17 protein-coding genes are annotated in these 23,677 nt (G+C 42.0%); 7 read left to right on the top strand and 10 right to left on the bottom strand.

Going from position 1 to position 23,677, the window contains the following annotated elements; all coding sequences use genetic code 11:
• Both JMY00_RS12025 and JMY00_RS12020 read right to left on the bottom strand, forming a co-directional pair.
• On the bottom strand, window positions 1-1,017 hold a 1,017-nt coding region (locus tag JMY00_RS12025; protein ID WP_201580307.1), incomplete at its 3' end, for an ESPR-type extended signal peptide-containing protein.
• Window positions 1,018-1,721: 704 nt separating this feature from the next.
• Window positions 1,722-3,146 carry a solute carrier family 23 protein gene (locus tag JMY00_RS12020; protein WP_240990743.1) on the bottom strand — a complete coding sequence of 475 codons (1,425 nt, stop codon included), beginning with the start codon at window positions 3,144-3,146 and terminating at the stop codon, window positions 1,722-1,724.
• Between the two features lie 801 nt (window positions 3,147-3,947).
• On the opposite strand from JMY00_RS12020, the gene JMY00_RS12015 reads away from it, so the two are divergent.
• Window positions 3,948-5,381: an L-serine ammonia-lyase gene (locus tag JMY00_RS12015; protein WP_201580306.1), complete on the top strand. Its 1,434-nt coding sequence runs from the start codon at window positions 3,948-3,950 to the stop codon at window positions 5,379-5,381.
• A gap of 126 nt (window positions 5,382-5,507) precedes the next feature.
• Here the strand turns inward: JMY00_RS12015 and JMY00_RS12010 are convergent, their stop codons facing one another.
• The 3 genes from JMY00_RS12010 to xthA form a co-directional block, all read right to left on the bottom strand.
• Window positions 5,508-5,906 (bottom strand): DUF4377 domain-containing protein, encoded by a 399-nt coding sequence (locus tag JMY00_RS12010; RefSeq protein WP_101204449.1) that lies wholly within the window; start codon window positions 5,904-5,906, stop codon window positions 5,508-5,510.
• A gap of 358 nt (window positions 5,907-6,264) precedes the next feature.
• On the bottom strand, window positions 6,265-7,488 hold the full coding sequence (gene argJ, locus JMY00_RS12005; protein WP_201580305.1) for a bifunctional glutamate N-acetyltransferase/amino-acid acetyltransferase ArgJ: 1,224 nt from the start codon (window positions 7,486-7,488) through the stop codon (window positions 6,265-6,267).
• Between the two features lie 191 nt (window positions 7,489-7,679).
• On the bottom strand, window positions 7,680-8,504 hold the full coding sequence (gene xthA, locus JMY00_RS12000; protein ID WP_057759777.1) for an exodeoxyribonuclease III: 825 nt from the start codon (window positions 8,502-8,504) through the stop codon (window positions 7,680-7,682).
• Between the two features lie 205 nt (window positions 8,505-8,709).
• Between xthA and JMY00_RS11995 the strand changes: the two genes are divergently transcribed.
• From JMY00_RS11995 to JMY00_RS11975, 5 genes are all read left to right on the top strand, one after another.
• Entirely contained in the window at window positions 8,710-9,297 is a 588-nt protein-coding gene (locus JMY00_RS11995; protein WP_201580304.1) for a thioesterase family protein, read from the top strand.
• 7 nt (window positions 9,298-9,304) lie between these two features.
• Window positions 9,305-10,144: an ATP-binding cassette domain-containing protein gene (locus tag JMY00_RS11990; RefSeq protein WP_201580303.1), complete on the top strand. Its 840-nt coding sequence runs from the start codon at window positions 9,305-9,307 to the stop codon at window positions 10,142-10,144.
• A gap of 147 nt (window positions 10,145-10,291) precedes the next feature.
• A complete protein-coding gene (fetB, locus tag JMY00_RS11985) occupies window positions 10,292-11,068 on the top strand; it encodes an iron export ABC transporter permease subunit FetB (protein WP_201580302.1) in 777 nt (258 codons plus the stop codon).
• A 461-nt stretch (window positions 11,069-11,529) separates the two neighbouring features.
• On the top strand, window positions 11,530-13,227 hold the full coding sequence (locus JMY00_RS11980) for an AMP-binding protein (protein ID WP_201580301.1): 1,698 nt from the start codon (window positions 11,530-11,532) through the stop codon (window positions 13,225-13,227).
• Window positions 13,228-13,869: 642 nt separating this feature from the next.
• A complete protein-coding gene (locus JMY00_RS11975; protein WP_201580300.1) occupies window positions 13,870-15,570 on the top strand; it encodes an AMP-binding protein in 1,701 nt (566 codons plus the stop codon).
• A gap of 88 nt (window positions 15,571-15,658) precedes the next feature.
• Here the strand turns inward: JMY00_RS11975 and JMY00_RS11970 are convergent, their stop codons facing one another.
• From JMY00_RS11970 to sohB, 5 genes are all read right to left on the bottom strand, one after another.
• Window positions 15,659-16,528, bottom strand: a complete 870-nt coding sequence (locus JMY00_RS11970; RefSeq protein ID WP_201580299.1) for an SDR family oxidoreductase — start codon at window positions 16,526-16,528, stop codon at window positions 15,659-15,661.
• 121 nt (window positions 16,529-16,649) lie between these two features.
• Window positions 16,650-17,414, bottom strand: a complete 765-nt coding sequence (locus tag JMY00_RS11965) for a histidine phosphatase family protein (RefSeq protein WP_102092865.1) — start codon at window positions 17,412-17,414, stop codon at window positions 16,650-16,652.
• Between the two features lie 48 nt (window positions 17,415-17,462).
• Complete coding sequence (locus JMY00_RS11960; protein ID WP_201580298.1) at window positions 17,463-18,707, bottom strand: phosphotransferase family protein; 1,245 nt, start codon at window positions 18,705-18,707, stop codon at window positions 17,463-17,465.
• Between the two features lie 241 nt (window positions 18,708-18,948).
• Window positions 18,949-20,199: an acyl-CoA dehydrogenase family protein gene (locus JMY00_RS11955; protein ID WP_240990744.1), complete on the bottom strand. Its 1,251-nt coding sequence runs from the start codon at window positions 20,197-20,199 to the stop codon at window positions 18,949-18,951.
• A gap of 258 nt (window positions 20,200-20,457) precedes the next feature.
• Window positions 20,458-21,438: a protease SohB gene (sohB, locus tag JMY00_RS11950; RefSeq protein ID WP_160021877.1), complete on the bottom strand. Its 981-nt coding sequence runs from the start codon at window positions 21,436-21,438 to the stop codon at window positions 20,458-20,460.
• A gap of 374 nt (window positions 21,439-21,812) precedes the next feature.
• Here sohB and aspS point away from each other — a divergent pair, with 374 nt between their 5' ends.
• Complete coding sequence (aspS, locus tag JMY00_RS11945) at window positions 21,813-23,639, top strand: aspartate--tRNA ligase (RefSeq protein WP_191115386.1); 1,827 nt, start codon at window positions 21,813-21,815, stop codon at window positions 23,637-23,639.
• The last annotated feature ends 38 nt before the right edge of the window (window positions 23,640-23,677 follow it).

Genomic DNA, 23,677 nt, shown 5'->3' with positions numbered 1-23,677 from the left:
ACCAGCTGCAGAGCCAACGTAAATATCATCATCTATCCTAGCTTCACCGCCAGCTTCTATAGTAACGCTACCTTTACCTTCATCTCCGACATATAAATCATCGCCACTAACCAGTTTTGAGTCCACACCAGTTACGTTCAAATTACCTTCGCTACCAGCTGCAGAGCCAACGTAAATATCATTATCTATCTTAGCTTCACCACCAGCTTCTATAGTAACGCTACCTTTACCTTTGTCTCCAACATATAAATTATCATTGACTATCAGTTTCGAATCATTACCATTAACCTTTAATTCACCTAGATCATTAGCACCTATGCCAGTACCAGTACCAGTACCAGTACCAGTACCAGTGCCGATAGCAAACCTACTAGTATTTACTTTTCCGCTATCATTGATATTTAAGGTTCCACCATTGATAAAAATATTTTCAGTAGCAAGTTTTGAGTCAAGTCCAGTGACAGTCATACTTCCTAAATTGCCATTAGCAGAGTCAGAAAAAATATTTACTCTATCACCTACTAAAACTTTACCACCCTCTTCAATAATTACGCTACTTTCACCACCAATACCGATGTCTAATGCATCAGCGGTTATTTGTGAATTAAGACCTGTGACAGTTACCTGACCACTTGCACCGGAAGCACTACCTACGGCCATGTAACCTGCATTTTTAAGCTTACCCGACTCTTGAATTCGTAACACACCATTGTCAGAGTCACCCACTAGAGTACTATCAGTTTTTAAGACAGTTCCTTGACCCGTTATTACATCATCGATAGGCTTATAAACACCAGATAATGGTTGTGTATTACCACTGTTATAAATAGCTGCTTGCGCAACATTTGCCGCCATTGTACTTAGTATCGCTATAGATAAACTAGAAACAATGAATGATGAACGTTTACCACTAATTGCCGAACGACCAGATGATTTACCCTGTGCTTTTGCAAGCTCAGACACACATTGATACACGCCCAAAGAACGGTTAAAAACAACACGGTAGATATGATTCATATTGATAGTCCTTTCAGTTATGTTAAATCAGGGATAGAATTATCAATATATAACAATATGTATTTTTTCTGTTATTAACACCTACTAAACTGTTGATAAATCCGATGATAGGTATTTCTTTAGCGATAAACGGTTTGCTTATGAAAGTTTATACAATCCTACCTATGATCTTATTGTTTGGGATAGTTTTTTAAACTAAAGAGTTGCTTGTAATCGTTTTAACCGCTAATTGAAGACTAGCTTCTATGAAAAAAAATATTAACCTAAAAACAAAAGCTGGTACGAAATGAATATTCATTGATAGAAACTATCATACAATGTCATCAATATGTGAGTGGCACTCGGACTGATGAATATCGAGCAATTGGACAAAGCTGCGATAGAGAAACTATAAAAATATACCTATCCTACGATACTGATGAATATATGCTCGATTTTGAAGTCATTATGCAAGAGGTTTTGTTCATAATAGTCAAGTTGTAATTGAATTGACTCAGCTCACAGGCCAAGCTAACGGGTTTATATGATTGGTAAGATCTACGAATCAGAACTATCAAACCTCTACAGCAGAAAGGCTCACTGATATCCATGCTTGCCATAAAAAAGCGCCCATGCTATCTATAGCATGGGCGCTTTTTGTTAGATGAGATATGCTTTGACCATCTTTATTTGATAGGCGCAAACTTCACTCTCATCAGTATTACTTATTTCGCTTCAAAGCTTTGGTTAAACAAGGCATTCAACACAATAGCGGCTAAAGTAGCAGTACCGATACCGCCTAAATCAAAGCCACCCAAATGCAAGCTAAAATTACCAGTACCCATAATGACCGTTACTGCTGCAATAATCAGATTGCTGTTTTTACTAAAATCAATATGGCTATCGATCCAGATTTTTATCCCAGCAACCGTGATAAGGCCGAAGACAACAATAGAAGCACCGCCCAATAGAGCCGCTGGGATGGTCTGAATGATCGCACCAAACTTTGGTGACAGTCCCAATATGATAGCAACCAAACCTGCTACGACAAATATCGTCGTGCTATACACTTTGGTAACCGCCATGACACCGATGTTTTCAGCGTAAGTAGTAACACCTGTACCACCAAATCCTGCTGAAAAGGTCGTGGCTAAACCGTCCGCCAAAAATGCTCGGCCCATATAAGGAGTTACACGAGCCTTGGTCATGCCCTCTACTGCCTTAAAGTGCCCTAGATTTTCAGCCACCAAAATAAAGGCCACAGGTGCAATTAGGATAATAGCGCTCATCTCAAAGCGCGGCGTATGAATGCTTGGTAGTCCAAACCATGAAGCGGCGGCTACCGTACTAAAATCAATCGCAGTACCAAAGCCTAGAATATTGGTCATGACAAAATAAGCAACATACGACAGAACCAAACCGACGAGTAGCAACAGACGACGCAACATACCGCGAGTAAATACTGCCACACCACTAATGAGCAGTACGGTCAAGGTGGCCATCCAAGCATCAAACTGATTGGCAGACACCCCTTGAATGGTCACTGGCGCCAAGTTAAGACCGATAATCATGACAATCGCACCCGTCACAATAGGCGGCATCAAACGCTCAATCCAACCTGTACCCGTCTTCATCACTAGCAGACCAATCAATGCATAAATAATACCACAGGCCATAATACCGCCTAGCGCAACATTTAGATTGTCATTGAACCCTGCGCCTGCATAAGCGGTCACCGCGATGACTGGACCAATAAAAGCAAAGCTTGATCCCAAGTAGCTCGGCATGCGCCCACCGGTAATCATAAAAAACATTACCGTACAGATACCGGACATCAAGATAGCTAAGTTAGGATCAAACCCCATCAATAAAGGTGCAAGCACGGTTGCACCAAACATCGCAAATGTATGCTGTATACCGAGCAATACGCTTTTTGACGGAGGTAGATAGTCGTTGATACCAACTGGGTCACGATCCAAATCGCCCTTATAAGGACGCCATGTCGGAAACCAACGGCCATTTTCGAAGTCTGGATTGTGCGGGTAATTGATAGCGGCTGAATCAATGCCTGCAGACTCCAAGGCATTTTGAGTCGATAGATCTTGAGCGCTATTGTCTGACGCTGTTGAAGGGTCTTTTTGAGATGGCATGCGCGCTTGTCCTATGTGAGCTAAGCTAAAGTAATAGGCTGGGGCGTGTTGAATATTCGACCATGGCACTGACAGAGACTATTTTTTAGACAGTTCGACGTTAAAAATAGTAAGTTTAGTTATTCTAAGCGTCTATTTTTAACAGTGAAATGGCAAAAAATAGCCCTGTCTCCTTCTGTTAATATTGGAGCTGATGCTAAAACTGTCCTATACCGCGTTATAAATCTAGTTAAGGCACGAACATGACCGTCGTTTTACGCCTTGCCTAGAACAGTTTTAGCAATCAGCAGTGCCTATTTGTGAATGTTCAATACGCCCTTGAATAACTGATAAAATAAGAATATTAATAAATGGACATATTTCTAAGGGCTTGTATAAATAGCAGAACGTTAAGTCCTTCTATCTATAATATGTCATCCCAATTCATTCATTTATGTTGTAATATGACAAACCAAAAGTATTATTTGGTATGATAGCCATATCTTGCTAGATGTATGAATACGGATATGTCTGACTGAAAAATTTAGTCTTTTTTAATCCGTCTTATTTTACGATGATAACCAACTTACAGGATGTTACATAGTTGTTGACTGCGAGCATGATAACGGAGTTTCAAAATAAATAAAAGTTATTATTCAACTGCCCTCAGTGCTCATTTACCTTATAACCTTCATAAATAGTGTCTCGCGCCCACCTATCAATGGTGACTAGGAGCGATGGCTGTCTATTATATTTTTCACAAAAGCGCCCAATGCCATAGATAAAATAGGCTAAAGCGCTTAAAATTTTTGGTGACTTATTATGATCAGTGTTTTTGATTTATTTAAAATCGGCATCGGCCCATCCAGTTCGCATACAGTCGGACCGATGGTCGCTGCAAACTTATTTTTGACCTCGCTAACTGAGCAAATGGAACTGACTGCAGTTAAGACCATTGAGATTGAACTGTATGGCTCTTTGGCGGCGACCGGAAAAGGGCATGCAACAGATACCGCTATTTTACTAGGCCTACTTGGGCACACGCCTAGCACGATAGACACACGCATGACCAGTAGCTACCTATCTCCTATCTTCTCTGACAAAATTCTCAATGTATCAGGCACGCATACGATTGCTTTTGATACAGAGCAAGACATCTACTGGTATGACGATACTGTGCTGCCTTATCACCCTAATGCATTGACGCTACGCGCTATCTCAACTGAAGGCATTCGCTATCAGCAGACGTACTATTCAGTTGGCGGCGGTTTTGTCATTAATGAAGAAGATGCAACTAACCCAGACGAAGATCATGCCAGCCCGACCATCGATAGAGTTCCTTACCCGTTCAATAACGCAGCAGAGCTACTAGAGCAATGTCGTGAGCATCACTTGAGCATCAGCGAATTGGTACTGGCAAACGAATGTCACTTCCATGCCAAAGAAGAAGTATTTGCTTATCTAGATAGCATTTGGGAAGTGATGCAAGACTGCGTCAAACAAGGCTGTGAAAATGGCGGTATCCTACCGGGTGGATTAGATGTAAAACGCCGTGCCCAAGATTTGCATACGCAGCTGTGTGCGGAAAAAGACCAACCGATAACCAAGACTGATAAGTTAGCAGCTATGGACTGGGTCGATTTGTACGCGCTCGCCGTCAATGAAGAAAATGCCAATGGCGGTAAAGTAGTCACGGCTCCAACCAATGGCGCAGCAGGTATCATTCCTGCCGTACTGCATTACTATCGTGATTTTTTGCCCAACTACAGCCAAAATGGTGTTCGTAAATTTTTGCTAAACGCCACTGCTATCGGTAGCCTTATCAAGCAAAATGCTTCAATCTCTGGTGCTGAAGTCGGTTGCCAAGGTGAAGTTGGTTCTGCGTGTGCAATGGCAGGCTCTGCACTGGCAGAAATCATGAATGGCACACCAGCTAAATGTCTAAATGCAGCAGAGATTGGCATTGAGCACAATCTAGGTCTTACTTGTGACCCTATTGGCGGACTGGTACAAGTGCCTTGTATCGAGCGTAATGCGATGGGTGCAGTTAAAGCAATCAATGCAGCACGTCTAGCCTGTAGAGGGAATGGTCAGCACTTCGTCTCTTTAGACAAAGCGATAGAGACGATGAAGCAAACAGGTGCCGATATGTCTGATAAATATAAAGAGACGGCACGAGGCGGCCTGGCGGTTTATGCTGATAATAGAATCCCTACAGCAACGCGCGGCGTCAGTGTCAACTACAGTCAATGCTAATCCGACTTCTCGAAAAATAATTTACTAACAATAAGCACGTAAAAAGGCCTCTAATTCGTTAGAGGCCTTCTTGTCATGTATAACTGCTTTTGTAACTGGTTTATCGTCTATATATTGCTATCAATATTATTCAGCAGTTTTTGATACCACTTCGTTTAAAATCCAAACTGGCTGTACGACATTAGAGCCCTCTGCTGTTACTGCTTCTTGACGTACATCTAGGACATAACGATAGTTTGGCTCATAGGTAAAGCCTTGAATATTACCATTTAGCGTGGTGTAGTTTTTCTGATAAGTTTGACGATACTGTAAGCACTGTGATTCAACCATGCTGCCATCAGTAGCAGTTAAGTCGCATACTGCTTTACGCGGTGCGATTTCTACTTCAAAACTTGGGATGTTTACTACTTTTACATTCATAGGTTGTCCTTCAACAACCATCGTGCGCTCATCATCCATACTCATCGTAGAGCAACCAGAAAGGGCAAAAGTCGTCATCAATGCTGCAAGTGCTAATTTCTTCATTATTCAATCCTCAGATAATTGTTATTGATTCTTTATTGATAGCTTAGTTACTGGCTTATTTATTGATTTAGCTAGTAATTCATTGTTACTTAGATAAACTTATTGTTTTGAACACCTTATCTTGCTTTGCTACAAGCTAACAAGGTCATTTGCTTTTTACTGAAACCAGTATAGGCCGCTATTCGTCTTACCCTCTATAACTGCTTTGTAAAGTAACGTCAGCTTTTGCAACTGATGTTAATGAAGCGTATTGAATAGCGGAGTTATTTGCTACTGAGCAGAAGTTTGACATTAAAAAGCCAGAACAATATTTGTTCTGGCTTTGATACAACTATGCACATTCTGTTTTTTAAAATGACTAGCTACGATAATCAGCATTTATTTTGACGTAATCGTATGATAAATCGCAGGTATATACGGTATCACTGGCATCGCCACGTGCAAGGTCGATATGAATGGTAATCTCAGGTCGGCTCATGACTGTTTTGCCCGCCTCCTCTGTATAGTCAGGTGCAACACCGCCATTTTGACAAATCATTACCTCGTCTAGATACACATCAACTTGCTCTGTATCTAAATTTTCGATACCAGCATAGCCCACTGCTGCTAATATGCGTCCCCAGTTAGCATCACTGGCAAAGAATGCCGTTTTTACTAAAGGTGAATGTGCGACTGCATAAGCCACATCGCAGCATTCTTGCGTGGTTTGACCGCCAGTCACCTTGACCGTCATGAATTTAGTAGCGCCTTCGCCATCACGTACAATCAGTTGTGCCAGACGAACAAACACATCAGCCAATGCATCAAATACAGGCTGATAATGTGGATGCTCTGGACTATCAATCACCTCTGAGCTAGCAGCACCTGTTGCGATTAACACACAACAGTCATTGGTTGAGGTATCGCCATCGACAGTAATGCGGTTGAAAGACTGCTCATTGATAGCGCTTAGCATCTCTTGCAATAAGTCAGCAGCGATATTAGCATCTGTCGCCACATAGCCCAGCATAGTCGCCATATTTGGGCGTATCATTCCTGAGCCTTTAGACATACCAGTGACATGATAGCTAGTACCTGCTACATCAATTTTTTGGCTGGCTAATTTAGGAATGGTATCTGTCGTGCGAATGCCATTAGCAGCGGCTAGCCAGCTATCAGGCGCTAGATTAGCCAATGCATTATCCAGACCTGCGATGACCGCATCACTATTTAACGGCTCACCAATGACACCGGTAGAGAATGGCAATATCGTATTGGTATCTACACCGGCTTTGTCAGCTAATGCTGTACAGATATCAATAGCGCGGCGCTTACCATCAGCGCCCGTACCTGCATTTGCGTTACCTGTATTGGTGACTAAATAGCGCGGACTAACCTTAGCAAAGTGCTCACGCAATACTCGCACTGGCGCGGCACAAAAGGTGTTTTTAGTGGTTACAACCGCAGTAGTAGCTCTGTCAGATATTTCGATGACTACTAGATCATCTCGGTCCTTATAACGGACACCTGCCGCTGTGGCACTGAGTTTGATACCATCGATAGGATAGATAACGTCAGGTACTGATACATTTCCAACAGCCATAATAAGATCCTTATTTTTCAATTTTTATCGTTATTTACGGAATACGAAGTGATAAATATATAGTCAGTTCAAGATTATTCAAATACAAGAAGAACTAGCTAAAATACTACGACCAGCAGACTGAACAAGCTAATCATCGTATCTAATTGACATGATAATTGACTATATGTAGGTATCACGGTATATAAGTATTACGGTTTCTTTAGGTCAAATGCTGACCAAATCGGTGCATGGTCAGACGGTTTTTCCATAGCACGTAGCTCATAACTGATACCAGCATCGATACATTTATCGATTAAGTCTGAAGTGCATAGGATATGATCAATACGTAAACCGCGCTTAGGCTCATCATTGAAGCCGCGACTGCGATAATCAAACCAGCTGTATAACTCGGTGCTCTCTGGATAATGCAGACGGTAAGTATCTGTCAGCTCACGCGACATCAATGCTGAATACCATTCGCGCTCTTCTGGCAGAAATGAGGTTTTTCTGTTTTTCAACCAACGTTTGGCATTGACTTCACCAATACCAATATCGATATCTTCTGGTGCAATATTCATATCACCCATGACGATAATCGAACGACCTTCCGCTTTTAGCGTATCAATATAAGCCATCAAATTGGCATAATAAGCGCGCTTCATAGGAAATTTAGTCGGGTGATCTTGGCTCTCTCCTTGCGGAAAGTAACCATTGAGCACATCCACTTCACGACCTTCAAACTCATAACGTGCATGGATAAAGCGTTTTTGGGCTTCTTCATCTTCGCCAGGGAAGCCTTTTTGTACGAATACAGGTGCAGCTTTGGATAATAGTGCGACGCCGTAATGCCCTTTTTGTCCAAAGTACTCTACGTGGTAGCCTAGCCCTTCGATATCGCTAAGCGGAAATTGATCATCATGAACCTTGGTTTCTTGTAGGCCCATGACATCAGGATCGATTACCTCGCGCACCGCCTCGAGCTGATGCTGACGTGCACGGATACCATTGATGTTAAAACTGACAAAACGGGTCATAAACTGTCCTATACTGATTGGTTAGAATATAGCGCTCTATAAATGGGTGAAATATAAACGACTATGATAACAAATGTAAGCGGTTCTAGCGGTTGCATGGCCTGAAATCTTGAGCTAGAGTAACTCTATTATAAGCACTATCTATTATTGGTCTATCTGAAACACTTTTATTCAACAATACTTATTAAAAATATCGAGCATCACTATGACAACAATTAAGCAAAAAAATACGACACCAACCATGAATGATAAGACCAAACCATTATTTGCTAAAGATTATAACGTTTATATTAACCATACTGATGCTGGCGGTATAGTCTATCACGCCAATCACTTGGTGTTTTTTGAAAACTGCCGACGCGACTGGTTTACTGAGCTGGGCTTAAATGGATATTTTTTGCAGACTGACAGTGGTGAAGTGCAGCATTTTGTCGTGAGTCAGGCCGACTTGCAATACAAAAGAGCCATTCTATTAGATGAGGTAATTAGCGTACGTATTGATAAAGTGGAGCTAAAACCTGCCAGCATCATATTTTACCAAAGTATATATCGCAATCTACCAAATCATAGTACTACCGAAACAGATGATAGCCAGCTCCTAAGCAGCACCAAAATCGTTATTGCCTGCGTACAAAACCTCGTCAAACCAGAGCCAATGAGTAATGACGAGATAGGCAGCGATAAACCAGATACTTCAGCGACAACCCCACGAATGCGTCCTATTCGTGTGCCAAAAAAACTGCGCGTTACGATCAAACAAGCTATCGACGAGCAAGTGAATGATCAGCAGTAGAACTGCTATGAGCATAGATACGGATAGAGTATTGCTTGAATTTGATAACCTATGGGTACATAGCCAACGGACAATAAACGCTCAAAGCATTAAAAATAGCAAAGAAGCACTGAAAAAACCTTCTATGCCGTATAGCATTTATCAAAAATGGGCAAGCAAGCTAACCGCAGACGCTTCACTGGATAAAGAGCCATCAACTCCTGATCGAACGCTAATAAGCGGTGCGAGCGGTACGCTACTGTCAGGGCAAGTTACTGTTTTGACAGGAGCGTCTGGTAGCGGTAAATCAGTACTGTTGCGAATATTGGCAGGGTTACTTCCCATGAGCAGCGGTACTGTTCGTTTGCGCAATGATGGCAAGTTGAGTAGTGATTACTATGATATTCACAAAACTGCACCTGTACTGTGGCGCCAGCAAGTTGCCCTACTCGCTCAGCATCCACAATTGCTAGACGGCAGTGTCCTTGAAAACTTACAAATGCCTTATCAACTGCATGCTCATCAATCGCAGACTTTTGACATAGACTGGCATGTTGCTCAGCTTGAACACTTAGATAGAAGTGCAGATTTTTTGCAACAAGACGCCAAGCACTTATCTGGTGGCGAGCGCCAACTGGTCAATACATTGCGTCTATTACAACTCAGTCCACAAGTTCTATTGCTAGATGAACCAACTGCCGCTTTGGACATGGACACTTCAGCACAGATAGTCAATTTACTTATCAACTGGTTGCACACAGATGCACAGCGCACACTCCTATGGGTAACTCACGACACAAAAGATATTATGCCTTTGGCAAATAGACATTGGCATATGCAAGCAGGTGTACTTACCGCAGACTCTTGACATCTTCTTGATTGGCAATATTTAATCAAATGAGTAAGTCTTCATATAGCTGCTCGGACAATTTAGCACGTTAATAACTTCAACCCTCACCATGTACTATTACCATAATCACTTCCTAAATAAGCTCATACGAGTGGTACGAATGATATGCAAATTTTTCTCACTTATGGTGATATCGCTCTTGCCAGCAGTTTAATTATTATCGTATTGCTCATCTCTTGGCGCTTACGTTTAAAGCTAAGCAAGACCCTTTTAATAGCGGCACTTCGTACGATCATACAGCTGAGCTTTATTGGGCTGATACTGGCGTGGATTTTTGCACGTGAACAATGGTATGAAGTGCTACTTATTTTAACGGTAATGACTCTAATTGCAGGAAGCGCCGCCAAAAATCGTGTCAAACGCAGCTATAAAGGGTTATTAACAGATACGTTATTGGCAGTCGGCATTTCAGCAATATTAGTAACGACGATTGCGATTATAGCGATTTTGAATGTTGAGCCTTGGTATACACCGCAATTTATTATTCCTATATTGGGTCTGATATTAGGTAACTCTCTGACTGCCATTTCGTTGACGAGCAATCAATTGATTGAATCCTTTCATGAGCAATCAGGGCGTATCGAGATGATGCTCAGTCTATCTGCTAAGCCATTCGAAGCCGTCCATGAGCAGATAAAGGCAGCTATCACTAATGGCATGACTCCAACTTTAAACTCTATGCTAGTCGTCGGTATTGTTAGCTTACCAGGCATGATGACGGGTCAAATCCTAGCGGGCGCAGATCCCACTCAAGCCGTACGCTATCAAATAGTCACTATGTTCCTGATATGTGTCAGCAGCACGCTTGGCTGCACCATCAGTGCATTACTCATTTATCGACGTTTCTTTAATAAAAAAGATCAATTCATTTTACCGCAATAATCTTAGCATCTACATTCCTGTGTTTTTTGTCAGCTCACCAATATTAATTATCTAATCCTTCTTTTGTCAGCCAGCAAAGTTACTATATTCTTATAAGTTAATATATGTACTGATCAGTATCGCTTACTGTTATTGTTTTAGACTAAATTCATGCTAATGTATTGCTCAAATGTATCGTTTTTTTGATACTTTATTTGTGAGCAGCAGATAAATAGTTTTAGAACGAGCATTATTTTTATTACTGAACTTTTTATTTATTTGTTCTATTTAATGCTTTATATAAATACTCATTGAATAAAATGCTGTGACAGCAGCAAAAAAACTAGCTATTAATCAAGAGACAGGGATGCTATTGATTACGGTAGATACCACTTAAATAAGTAGTGGTTTGTACCATTGATAGATTGATAACTACCTTTTCAAAATACTTTAGCCTATATCAAATCGCAAGGATGCTAACTATGATATCGAACAAACCTTGGCTTTCTCAATATCCAGCCGGTGTGCCAAAAACCATTAATCCCGATAGATATAGCAGCATTATGGAGCTGTACGAAGAATGCTTCGATCGCTTCCGTGGGCACCCAATGAGCATCTGTATGGGAGTGACTCATACCTATGGTGATATTGATAACGCTTCAATGGCAGTCGCTGCTTGGCTACAGAACCAAGGCTTGCCAAAAGGTAGTGTCGTCGCTCTCATGATGCCAAACGTTCCACAGTATCTGCCCACCATGATTGGGATACTGCGTGCAGGCTATGTGTGCACCCCTGTCAACCCACTATATACTGGCCGAGAATTACGCCATCAGCTGAACGATTCTGGTGCCCAAGCAATTTTTGTGGTCGATAACTTTGCCCAAGCACTTGAGCAAGTTATTGAAGAAACGGCTATCAAACGTGTCATCCTATCGAAAATGGGCGATATGATGGGTTTGAAAGGTATTTTGGTCAATACGATTATTCGTCAGGTCAAACGCTTAGTACCCAAATACAACCTTAACGACCCTAAATACCATGTCACTAAGCTTCCTGAAGTATTGAAAAAAGGCAAAAACCTACCTTTTCAGCAACCAAAAATGTCTTTGGATCAAAAAGCATTTTTACAATACACAGGTGGTACCACAGGACTTTCGAAAGGCGCTATTTTGTCACAGCGTAATATCGTAGCAGCAGCGATGCAATCAGAAGCATGGACTCGCCCTATCACATCAGAAATTAACGAAGTGTATATCAATATGGTGATGGCACTGCCGTTGTATCATATCTTTGCATTCATGCTGAGTTTACTTGGTATGCGCTCAGGCTATACTTTTATACTAGTACCTAATCCACGTGATATTCCTGGATTTGTTAAAACTTTATCAAAACAACCATTCCATATTTTCCCTGCGGTTAATACCCTCTTTAAGGGGCTGCTCGATAATCCTAATTTTAAAGATTTGGACTTTAGCTCTTTACGTATCTCACAAGCTGGTGGTATGGCGGCTACTGAGCAAACTGCGAATCGCTGGTTAGAAGTGACGGGCTGCGCGATGATCGAAGGTTGGGGTATGACAGAAGGCGTTGCAGTCGGCACCGCCAACGTTATTACCAATCGTGAGTTTAACGGTACTATCGGTGTACCAGCCCCTGGTGTCGATGTCATTATTATCGATGAAGACGGCAAGCATGTAGGTTTAAACGAAGGGGGCGAGCTATGTATTAAAGGCCCTAACGTAACCTCTGGATATCTAAATAGAGACAGTAGTGCTGATTTTACTAGTGATGGTTATTTCCGCACTGGTGATATCGTCAGCATGGATGACAAAGGTTATATTAAACTGCTAGATCGCAAAAAAGACATGATTTTAGTTTCAGGCTTCAATGTATTTCCGAACGAAATCGAATCTGTGATGCTTGACTGTGACGGCATTCTTGACTGTGCGGTCATTGGTATTCCTGATAGTCATCAAGGTGAAGCGGTCAAAATATATGTAGTACCTGAAGACAATAATGTTACCAAAGAAGTCATTACAGATTTTGCGCTAGACAATCTAACGGGTTATAAGTGTCCACGTCACATCGAGTTTGTGAGTGACCTACCAAAGAGTAATGTCGGTAAAGTACTGCGTCAAAAATTGCGTGAAAAACACAATGCAGACTACCCTCAAATATAAATAGAGGCAATTTTTAAAAAACTCTAAAGACATGAATTTATTTTTATTAAAGGGCATCTTACAGTAATTGTAAGATGCCCTTTTTATATATTCATCTTCTGTCATTCAATTATAAAATTTCTCTATTACCATTACTACGAATCTACCTCTACGTTCAACTATATGACATTTTTTGAATAAATTTCATGTTAATTACTTGTTAAGAAAGTAAATTATTTGTCTAGGTATTCTCTGATTATTCAACATATATTATTTCATTTATCAAATTTAACTGTAAACTATCAAGTTCTTGTATAAGAATAACAGGCACGGTTGTAGTTATGTTAATGTATTGCCAAAATGTGTCACTATACTTTCTGTTATTTTGATCTTATATAATTATGATTCATATCGATTGATTAGCAGCATTACTAGTAGCTATTTCCATTACCAAAACATTAATTGGTTTTTTAATCTGATGAGCTATTTATGCTCTGTGATTAAATCAAACTTTATAAGGGCCCCGTATTTTAGCAGTATGTGAACATATAGGATAGCACTCGACAATTTCTTGCTAACGGAACAGCGATTTAAATTGTTGACATGGATGTGACTACTTTTTTATAGAGCCTTAATTTATTTTAATATTTAAGGACGCTAATCATGACTGTAGATAAACCTTGGCTTGCTCAATACCCAGAAAATGTACCCAAGACGATTAATCCTGATCAGTATGAAAGCCTCATAGAGTTATATGAAGAGTGTTTTAACCGCTTTCGTATGCATCCGATGACTATCTGTATGGGTGTTACGCATACTTATGGTGATGTTGATAACGCTTCACTGGCAGTCGCAGCATGGTTACAGGCTCAAGGTTTACCTAAAGGTAGCGTAGTGGCCCTCATGATGCCGAACGTTCCACAATACCTACCGACTATGATTGGTATTCTGCGTGCAGGTTACGTTTGTACACCTATCAATCCGCTATATACAGGCCGTGAGCTACGTCATCAATTGAACGACTCGGGCGCTCAGGTTATTTTTGTTGTGGATAACTTTGCCCAGGCTTTAGAGCAAGTCATTGAAGAGACCAATATCAAACGTATCGTGCTATCGAAAATGGGCGATATGATGGGTCTAAAAGGTATTTTGGTCAATACGGTCATTCGTCAGGTCAAACGCTTGGTTCCAAAATACAATCTAAATGATCCTAAGTACAATGTCACTAAATTCCCTGAAGTATTGAAAAAGGGAAAAAACCTACCGATTCAAGCACCAAAAACCACCCTACAACAAAAAGCAATTTTGCAGTATACAGGTGGTACGACTGGTTTATCTAAAGGTGCTGTCCTAACACAACGTAATGTCGTTGCTGCTGCTATGCAATCAGAGGCATGGTATCGCCCTGTGACCTCAGGTATCAACGAGGTATACATCAATATGGTTATGGCCTTACCGCTGTATCATATTTTTGCCTTTATGCTGAGTTTGCTCGGTATGCGTTCAGGTTATACCTTTATCCTAGTGCCTAATCCGCGCGATATGCCAGGGTTTGTCAAAACCTTATCAAAACAACCGTTCCACATCTTCCCTGCAGTCAACACTCTATTTAAAGGGTTACTTGACCAACCAAACTTTAAAGATTTGGACTTTAGCTCGCTACGTATTACGCAAGCAGGTGGTATGGCGGCAACTGAGCAAACCGCAGCACGTTGGTTAGAAGTGACTGGCTGCCCTATGGTTGAAGGTTGGGGTATGACTGAAGGCGTGGCTGGTGGTACTGCCAACGTTATCACTGACCGCAAGTTCAACGGTACTATTGGTATACCTGTACCGAGTGTCGATATTATCGTGATTGACGAAAACGGTGAGCGTGTTGGCATGCATCAAGCAGGCGAGATGTGTATCAAAGGTCCAAACGTAATGTCAGGATACTTTAATAAAGACAATAGCAATGACTTTACTCGTGATGGCTACTTCCGCACTGGCGATATCGTTAGCATGGATGAGAAAGGCTACTTTACTCTACTAGATCGCAAGAAAGACATGATCTTAGTTTCAGGCTTCAATGTATTTCCGAATGAGATCGAATCTGTCATGCTTGATTGTGATGGTATTGTCGATTGTGCCGTAATTGGTATTCCTGATGAAAATCAAGGTGAAGCGGTTAAAATTTATATCGTACCTGCCGATAATAACGTCACTAAAGAAGTCATCAAAGAATTCGCACTTGAAAATTTGACTGGTTATAAATGTCCACGTCATATTGAGTTTGTCAGTGAACTACCAAAGAGTAATGTTGGTAAAGTACTACGTCAAAAGCTGCGTGAACAGCATATGTCAAATAATCCTCAAACGTTGTAATACTTGCTCTGCTATTTCAGAGCAAATAGAAGAAGCCTACTATTATTGTAGTAGGCTTCTCCTTTTCTACCTTAGGAAACCAATTTTATTAACTTAGTTTATTCATTACTTGTAATGGCAAGTGCTTCATCGCATGGCTGACCATAGACCAAGGCAGGCTCGGCACACAGGCTTCATCCACACCCGCTTCGATAGCTGCGACAATTGCTTTAGTACCCGTATCTGTATCGACTTCGAACGGTAATGGCTTAGAGCCTTCGTTGATTTCGGTGCGAATATAACCTGGGTAAATCGTAGAAACTTTAATAGGTAAATTGGTCAGAAGCATATCAGCACGAATGCCTTCTGCTAAGTGAGCCAAACCAGCTTTACTTGCCCCATAGGTCGTCAGATGCCTAGGCAATCCGCGCATGGCTGACATGCTCGATATCACGACCAAATGGCCATTGTTCTGAGCACGGAAGATATTCATGGCAGCTTCACACTGTGCCAGTGCGGCGACAAAATTGACATCAGCAGTGCGACGATTGGTTTCAAAATGCCCTTTACCAATGCGGCGACTATCACCAATGCCAGCATTGACCACTACTCGCTCAATGCTACCAAAGTCATCTGCAAAAGCATCAAATACTTGAAAAACCGTATCATAATCACTCACATCTAGTGCTTGGTATTCGACTCGGATATCAAGGTACTTGTCCATCATCTCTGATTTTAGATGCTCTAAACGATCAGTGCGACGCGCACATATAGCCAAGTTGTAGCCAAGGCTAGCAAACAGTCTGGCCATGCCCTCGCCCAGACCTGAACTGGCACCTGTGATAAGCACCGTTTTACCTTTGCCTACTTGCTGCTTACTCAAGTCTTTTAGATAACTTGCAGGTCGAACCGCGCCTACTATCTGGTTTTTGCTATGGCGCGCACTTTTAGCAACCAATTTTATTAATTTGTTTTGCATGTACCGTCCTTTGTATATCGATATTGCACAGAATCAAATCAGTATTTCTTAGTATAAACGCTGATAGTGCTTATACTTTAAGCAAGTATGACACTACATTATTCGCAAGTCATATGTAAATTTATCGCCATGTCACAAACGGTTTACCATCAGAGAATAAATGACTGTATTCATTTAAAGACAATAAGCGAGAACTTTGATTTTTTAAAGTAATAGAGGTCACACCCGTATTAACCAAGCTTTTATTCAGCTGATAAGCGGTCTGACTGCCTTGTCGCAATAACTGTGCAGTGATTGCAGCGATGACGCCGCCTGAAGTGAATACGAGTACGGTGCTGTCCTGATCTAAGCTCATGCTTGCTACTTTCGTACGTACTTGTTCAAGGGCCTGCTGTGCACGATTATTAAACTGTGGCCAACTTTCAAGATAGTCTTGATCATTATCACCAGCATGCCAGCGCTGCATCGCTTGATCAAATAGCTCAGCCAGTCGTGTCGCTGGCGATTCTGCTTTGGCGATTTCAGCTGAGATGTCAGATCGATTGCCAGATGCCTCTGCTGACTTCACGAACACGTCTTTATGATTAAATTCATCAAATTGCGGCAGAATATAACTATCTGGCTGATCAAAGTTGATTGCGGGCGCAACAGCTGTGCCATTGCTATTATTAACATGTACAGATGATTGGTAACGCTCCCAAAAATGACGTGCTGAGTCTTGCTGTCGAACCAACCTACCAGTAAATATGGCATCAATACGGCGCTGCGTAGCTGCATAGTGCTGACCTAACATTTGTGCCTGAACAGTGCCTAGTTCTGAGAGTTGATCATAGTTTTCTTGTCCAAAAGACGCTTGGCCATGACGTGCTAAAAGTATGGTTGTCATAAATTATTACCTTTTATCATATTTGCTAAAGTACGGTTTGCTGAATGCTTACGCTTCAGGAGAGTCAGGTGCTTTTGCAAAATAGCCTTTTGGTAAAATACTTTTGACCACTTTTTGAACAGGGCTTGGCAACTGCTCGATAGCAGCAGCATCTACGCCTATGTCTTCTAAATGCGGCTGAACGTGCGCATTGAATAAGGCTTCGCCTTCATATTGCGCAATCAGTTTCAAACATTTAGCATGCATGACATGTATAACGAGCCAAGCATTTTTGAACGCTGGATTGGTGGTTTGCTTATGATAATAACGATAGTAGATTTGCTGAATAATGCCTGAGAGGCGGAACAATCCGAACACTTCATAAAAGGTCCAATTATCTATCTCTAAACCTGACTGTTTTAGATAATATTCAACCACTTCATCACGCGTCATCATGCCTTCTAAATGTGTTGGCTGACGACGGAACTGCTGCATGATGATATTGTCATCTTCTTCAATCCAGTAAGCCAACGCACTACCCAAGTCCATCAATGGATCGCCAAGGGTTGCCATCTCCCAGTCGAGCACGCCAATCACTTTGGTCGGCTCATCCGCATCAAGTATGACATTGTCAAAGCGCCAATCATTATGAATGATACAAGTTTTGCTATCAGCAGGCGTGTGCTTAGCAAGCCATTGTCTGACCAGCGCAAAGCTTGGTACGTTTGGCGTCTTTGCTTTAACATAACGTTTATCCCAACCACTGATCTGGCGTTCGCAATAACCTTCACCGCGACCCAAATTAACCAAATCAGGATGCTCGGTATAGTCTATCTGATGTAACTCTACCAGAGCGTCTAATACATTGGTGCAAAGCAGACGCGTTTGCTCAGGATTTAGATCGATACCTTCTGGCAATTCTGCACGAGGAATAATACCTTCCATCCGCTCCATCACATAAAAGTCAGCGCCGATAACAACTTCATCCGTACACAGCGCAATCATCTCAGGTACATAAGGATAAGCATCTTTTAACGCTTTTTGAACGGTGTACTCACGCACCATATCATGGGCAGATTTTGCCTTGGTACCTTTTGGTGGACGACGTAATATGAGATCTTGGTTTTTATCTTCACCTTCATACTGTAGTCGATACGTCCAGTTTGATGCGCCGCCTGAGAACTGAGTGACCGTAGGCTCGCCTACCACGTCGACACCTTGACCGCGAAGCCATGCGCTTACTGCTTTGGCATCAAGCTCTTCACCTTCGCGTACGGCACCGCCTTTGTCTAGTACTTTATTATCAGTTGCCATGAGACATTCCTTATCATGTGGTCATTTATTTTTATAACAGATATGCGAGCTAGTTCTCAATTCAATTTATCTCATTCTTCTCGCTATTTTTGAAATGAGGACTCGCTCTAGTGATGAAAAATTCACTACTAAGTTGTTAATAGTGAATTTTCAATTAGAATTTTTATTGGCTTATTCTTGATAGTTGCGTGAGCAAATCGAAACTAACTCACACAACCGTTTGTTAAGATTAAACTTAAGGCTAAGCTTTGTCAGATTTAGCAGAACGACTAAAGCCCTGACGTTTTAGTTCCAGCTTAGCAATCATGGTTTTATGCACTTCATCTGGACCATCTGCCAAACGTAGTACACGTGCTTGCGCATAAAAGTTCGGTAGCAAGGTATCTTGACAGACGCCCATACCACCATGAATCTGAATCGCCATATCAACGACTTCTTGTAACACAGTTGGCGCCACTACTTTGATAGCAGAGATTTCAGTCAATGCGGCTTTTGTGCCCTGAGCATCCATTTTTTGGGCGGCGTACAATGTGAGCAAGCGTGCTTGGTCGATTTTGATACGGGCTTCGCTGATACGCTCAAAGTTACCACCCAATTGTAGTAATGGCTTACCAAAGGCAGTACGTGACATACCACGCTTGACCGCTAATTCAAGAGATTTTTCGGCAGCACCGATACAGCGCATGCAATGATGAATACGGCCTGGCCCTAGACGACCCTGTGCAATCTCAAAGCCCTTACCAGGTCCACCAATGAAGTGGCTGACTGGCACACGTACATTTTCAAAGCTAATCTCACCATGGCCGTGCGGTGCATCATAATCACCAAACACTTTAAGCATACGTTTGATGTTCACACCTGGTGTGTTGACTGGCACAAGCACCATCGAATGCTGATGATGACGGTCTGCACTTTCATCCGCGGTATATGCCATCACAATCAAGACATCAACTGCTGGATCGCCAAGACCAGATGACCACCACTTGCTACCATTAATGACAATCTCATCACCATCTACTACGGCTGTTGCTTGCATATTGGTTGCATCACTTGACGCCACATCAGGCTCAGTCATACAGAATACAGAGCGTGTCTTACCTTCTAGGATTGGGGTAAGCCACTTGTCTTGCTGCTCTTGAGTACCGTAACGCCATAACAGCTCCATGTTACCGCTATCAGGGGCATTACAGTTAAATACATGAGGTGCTAGCAAGCTACGACCAGTCAACTCTGCGATAGGCGCATAATCAGTGACTGACAGTCCTGCACCTAGTGTGTCATCTGGCAAGAATAAATTCCACAAGCCCTCTTCACGTGCTTGATTGCGCAGGTTTTCGTAGGCTTCTGGCCACTCCCAGTTTTCCCAATTACCATCAGGGTTTTTCTTATGACAATCTTCCCAGAATTGGGCTTCGATAGGCTCAATATTCGTTTCGATGAACGCTTTGACTTTGGCATGCATGGCTTGACCATGTTCTGTTGCGGTAAACATTAAATTGTCGTTAGACATAAATGACTTCCTTTTCTTTATTGATTGTCTAAATCAAATGTTAATAAAAAGCTCTACTAGAGCTTTAGTGCACGCACGTATACTGTTTTCCGTGTGCTACATTTATAACACAGCAATTGTCAATAAACAGCAAAAAGGCGCGACCAGCTAGGCCACGCCTTTTACAAAATATAAACAATGTATCCAAAAAATTCTGAGCGCTGAAATACCATTATTTAACTATCATAATGATAACTAACATTATTTCAGAATATTTAGGCGGCTGTTCAAATCAAAACGTGCAAGTGCATCAGGTAATTTATCTACAGCCATGCTCAGTGTCGCTTCTGCTGCTTGAGCCAATCCTAGCTTTTCTGCTAACGTCGGCTTCTGACGTGAATAAAGTGCGTACACTTCGTTGTCTTCCATACGCTCTAAAATATAGCTGTCTGAAGTTTGTAGACTGTCAATTAAGTTAAGCTTTAACGCATCTTCGCCATACCAATGCTCACCCGTAGCTACTTTGGCAACATCTAACTCTGGACGATAGGTATTAACAAAATGCTTGAATAGCTCATGCGTCTGCTCTAGTTCTTCTTGGTATTTGGCACGGTCTTCGGCATCGTTTTCACCAAATACAGTCACCGTACGCTTGTAGTCACCAGCGGTAAACATCTCATAATCAACGTCATGGTTTTTTAGCCATTTATGAAAATTTGGCAATTGTGACACCACACCGATTGAACCAATGATAGCGAATGGTGCGGCTATTACCTTGTCTGCAACGCAGGCCATCATATAACCACCGCTCGCCGCCACCTTATCAACACAGACAGTCAATTTTAAGCCAGCATCCTTTAGGCGAACCAATTGCGCTGCGGCCAAACCATAACCGTGTACCAAACCGCCGCCTGATTCAAGACGGACGATAACTTCGTCACCTTTATTTGCGGTACTAATTAAAGTACTGATTTCTTCACGCAAATGTTTGACCGCAGTTGCTTTGATATCACCGTCAAAATCAAGGACAAAAACTTGGGCCTTATCATCGGTATGTTTTTTCTTATTTTTAGTTTTTGCTTTCAATGCTTGCTTGGCTTTTTTGGCCATGACTTTTTTGAACTGTTTGAGGGCAGCTTTGCCTTGGGTGGCTTCCATCAAATCTTCGCGGCGCTGCTTTTGAGCATCATTTAAGTGGCGTATTTTAAGCTCAACAGGGTTTTTAGGGGGATGAAATAGCATGATTACAAATCCTCAAGTCAGTAAATATATTGATATGGCTGTTTTTATTAGCGTGCGGTTGATATATGCACACTAAGCGGTGTTTTCAAGCATGATGACAATATTTAACCCAATATAAATATCACTGAATAAATACGTCAGATACTTGCAGACTCCCGTTCTTTGATTGAACTCAGCTGGTTGTATAACAAAGGCAGATTAGGCATAATATGCGTTTATATCAAATTTTCTGCAGCCAACGTGATGACCATATGTCTTAATCGCGTTGTTTGTGTGTTTTTTTTGCAAATAGCTTGAAACGCACAACAATGGCTGCATTATTGTACTTCGAATTGGGCTGATAACTGGATAACTATATTATGACGCAAAGCACTATGACGCATAGCGAATACCGAGACGAGTATTGCGGAGCCGTAACCGAGAGCTTGCTTGAGCAAACCATTAGTATCGTAGGCTGGGTACATCGTCGTCGCGATCACGGTGGCGTGATTTTCTTAGACATGCGTGACCGCGCAGGTATCTTACAGGTCGTGGTCGACCCTGATACCCCAGAAGCTTTCGCAGCAGCTGATGCTGTACGTCCTGAATACGTGCTAAAGATAACTGGCCGCGTACGTCGTCGTTATGAAGGTACTGAAAATAATAATATGACCAGTGGCCAGATTGAGCTATTGGGCAAAGAAATTGAAGTATTGGCTAAGTCTGAGACACCGCCATTCCCATTGAATGACGAAAAAACAACTGTATCTGAAGACCTGCGTCTGAAGTATCGTTATCTTGATATGCGTCGTCCGCAAATGCAAGAGCGTATGGTGTTCCGTGCCAAGGCAACTTCAGCGATTCGTCGTTATTTAGACGATCATGGTTTCTTGGATGTTGAGACACCTATCTTGACTCGTGCAACGCCTGAAGGTGCGCGTGATTATCTTGTACCATCACGCACTCGTCCAGGTAACTTCTTTGCCTTGCCGCAGTCACCACAGCTATTTAAGCAATTATTGATGGTGTCAGGTTTTGACCGTTATTATCAAATTGCTAAATGCTTCCGTGATGAAGATTTACGTGCCGATCGTCAGCCTGAATTTACTCAGGTGGATATCGAGACGTCTTTCTTAAACGAAGAAGAAATCATGAACATCAACGAAGGTCTTATCAAGCATTTGTTTAAGACAATGATGGACGTTGAGTTTGAACAGTTCCCTCGCATGACTTACGCAGAAGCCATGCGTGACTATGCATCAGACAAGCCTGACTTACGTATTCCTCTAAAGTTGGTTGACGTTGCAGACTTGATGAAGGACGTTGACTTCAAAGTATTTGCAGGCCCTGCTAACGATCCTAAAGGTCGTGTGGCTGCCCTACGCATCCCTGGTGGCGCATCATTAAGCCGTAAGCAAATCGATGCTTATACCAAGTTTGTTGGTATCTATGGCGCACGCGGTTTGGCTTACATCAAAGTCAATGACGCTAGCAGCATCAACAACGGTGTGGATAAAGAGTCAGGCCTACAGTCTCCAATCATCAAAAACATGACTGATGACGTGCTTGTGAGCTTGATCGAGCGTACTGCTGCAGAAGATGGCGACATTATCTTCTTTGGTGCGGATAAAGCCAGTGTCGTGAACGATGCAATTGGTGCATTACGTCAAAAAATCGGTCTAGATCTTGAAATGACGACTTGTGAATGGGCACCACTTTGGGTAACTGACTTCCCAATGTTTGAAGAGACTGACGATGGTCGTTGGACGTCAATGCATCATCCGTTCACTAAGCCTAAAGGCTCAGTTGAAGAGTTGAAAAACAACCCAGAATCTGCCCTTTCTATCGCTTATGACATGGTATTGAACGGTACTGAGATTGGTGGTGGTAGTTTACGTATCAATACTTACGATATGCAGCAAGCTGTACTTGAAGCCTTGGGCATTGGTGAGCAAGAAGCTGAAGACAAGTTTGGTTTCTTACTTGATGCTCTAAAATTCGGTGCGCCACCGCATGGCGGCCTAGCATTTGGTTTGGATCGTTTGATTATGTTGATGGTAGGCGCAAGCTCTATCCGTGACGTTATCGCCTTCCCAAAAACCAAAACAGCTGATTGCCCATTGACCCAAGCACCTGCTGGCGTTGATAGCAAACAACTACGTGAGCTTGGTATCCGTGTGCGTGAAAAAGCACAGGCTGATACCAACAAGCCTGCTGAATAAATCGTTTGATGATGCGCGGTTGCTGTCTACAGTGCTTG

It is taken from the genome of Psychrobacter sp. Pi2-52 (assembly GCF_904846705.1).
Classification (GTDB): domain Bacteria; phylum Pseudomonadota; class Gammaproteobacteria; order Pseudomonadales; family Moraxellaceae; genus Psychrobacter.
This window is presented reverse-complemented; position numbering and strand designations above follow the sequence as displayed.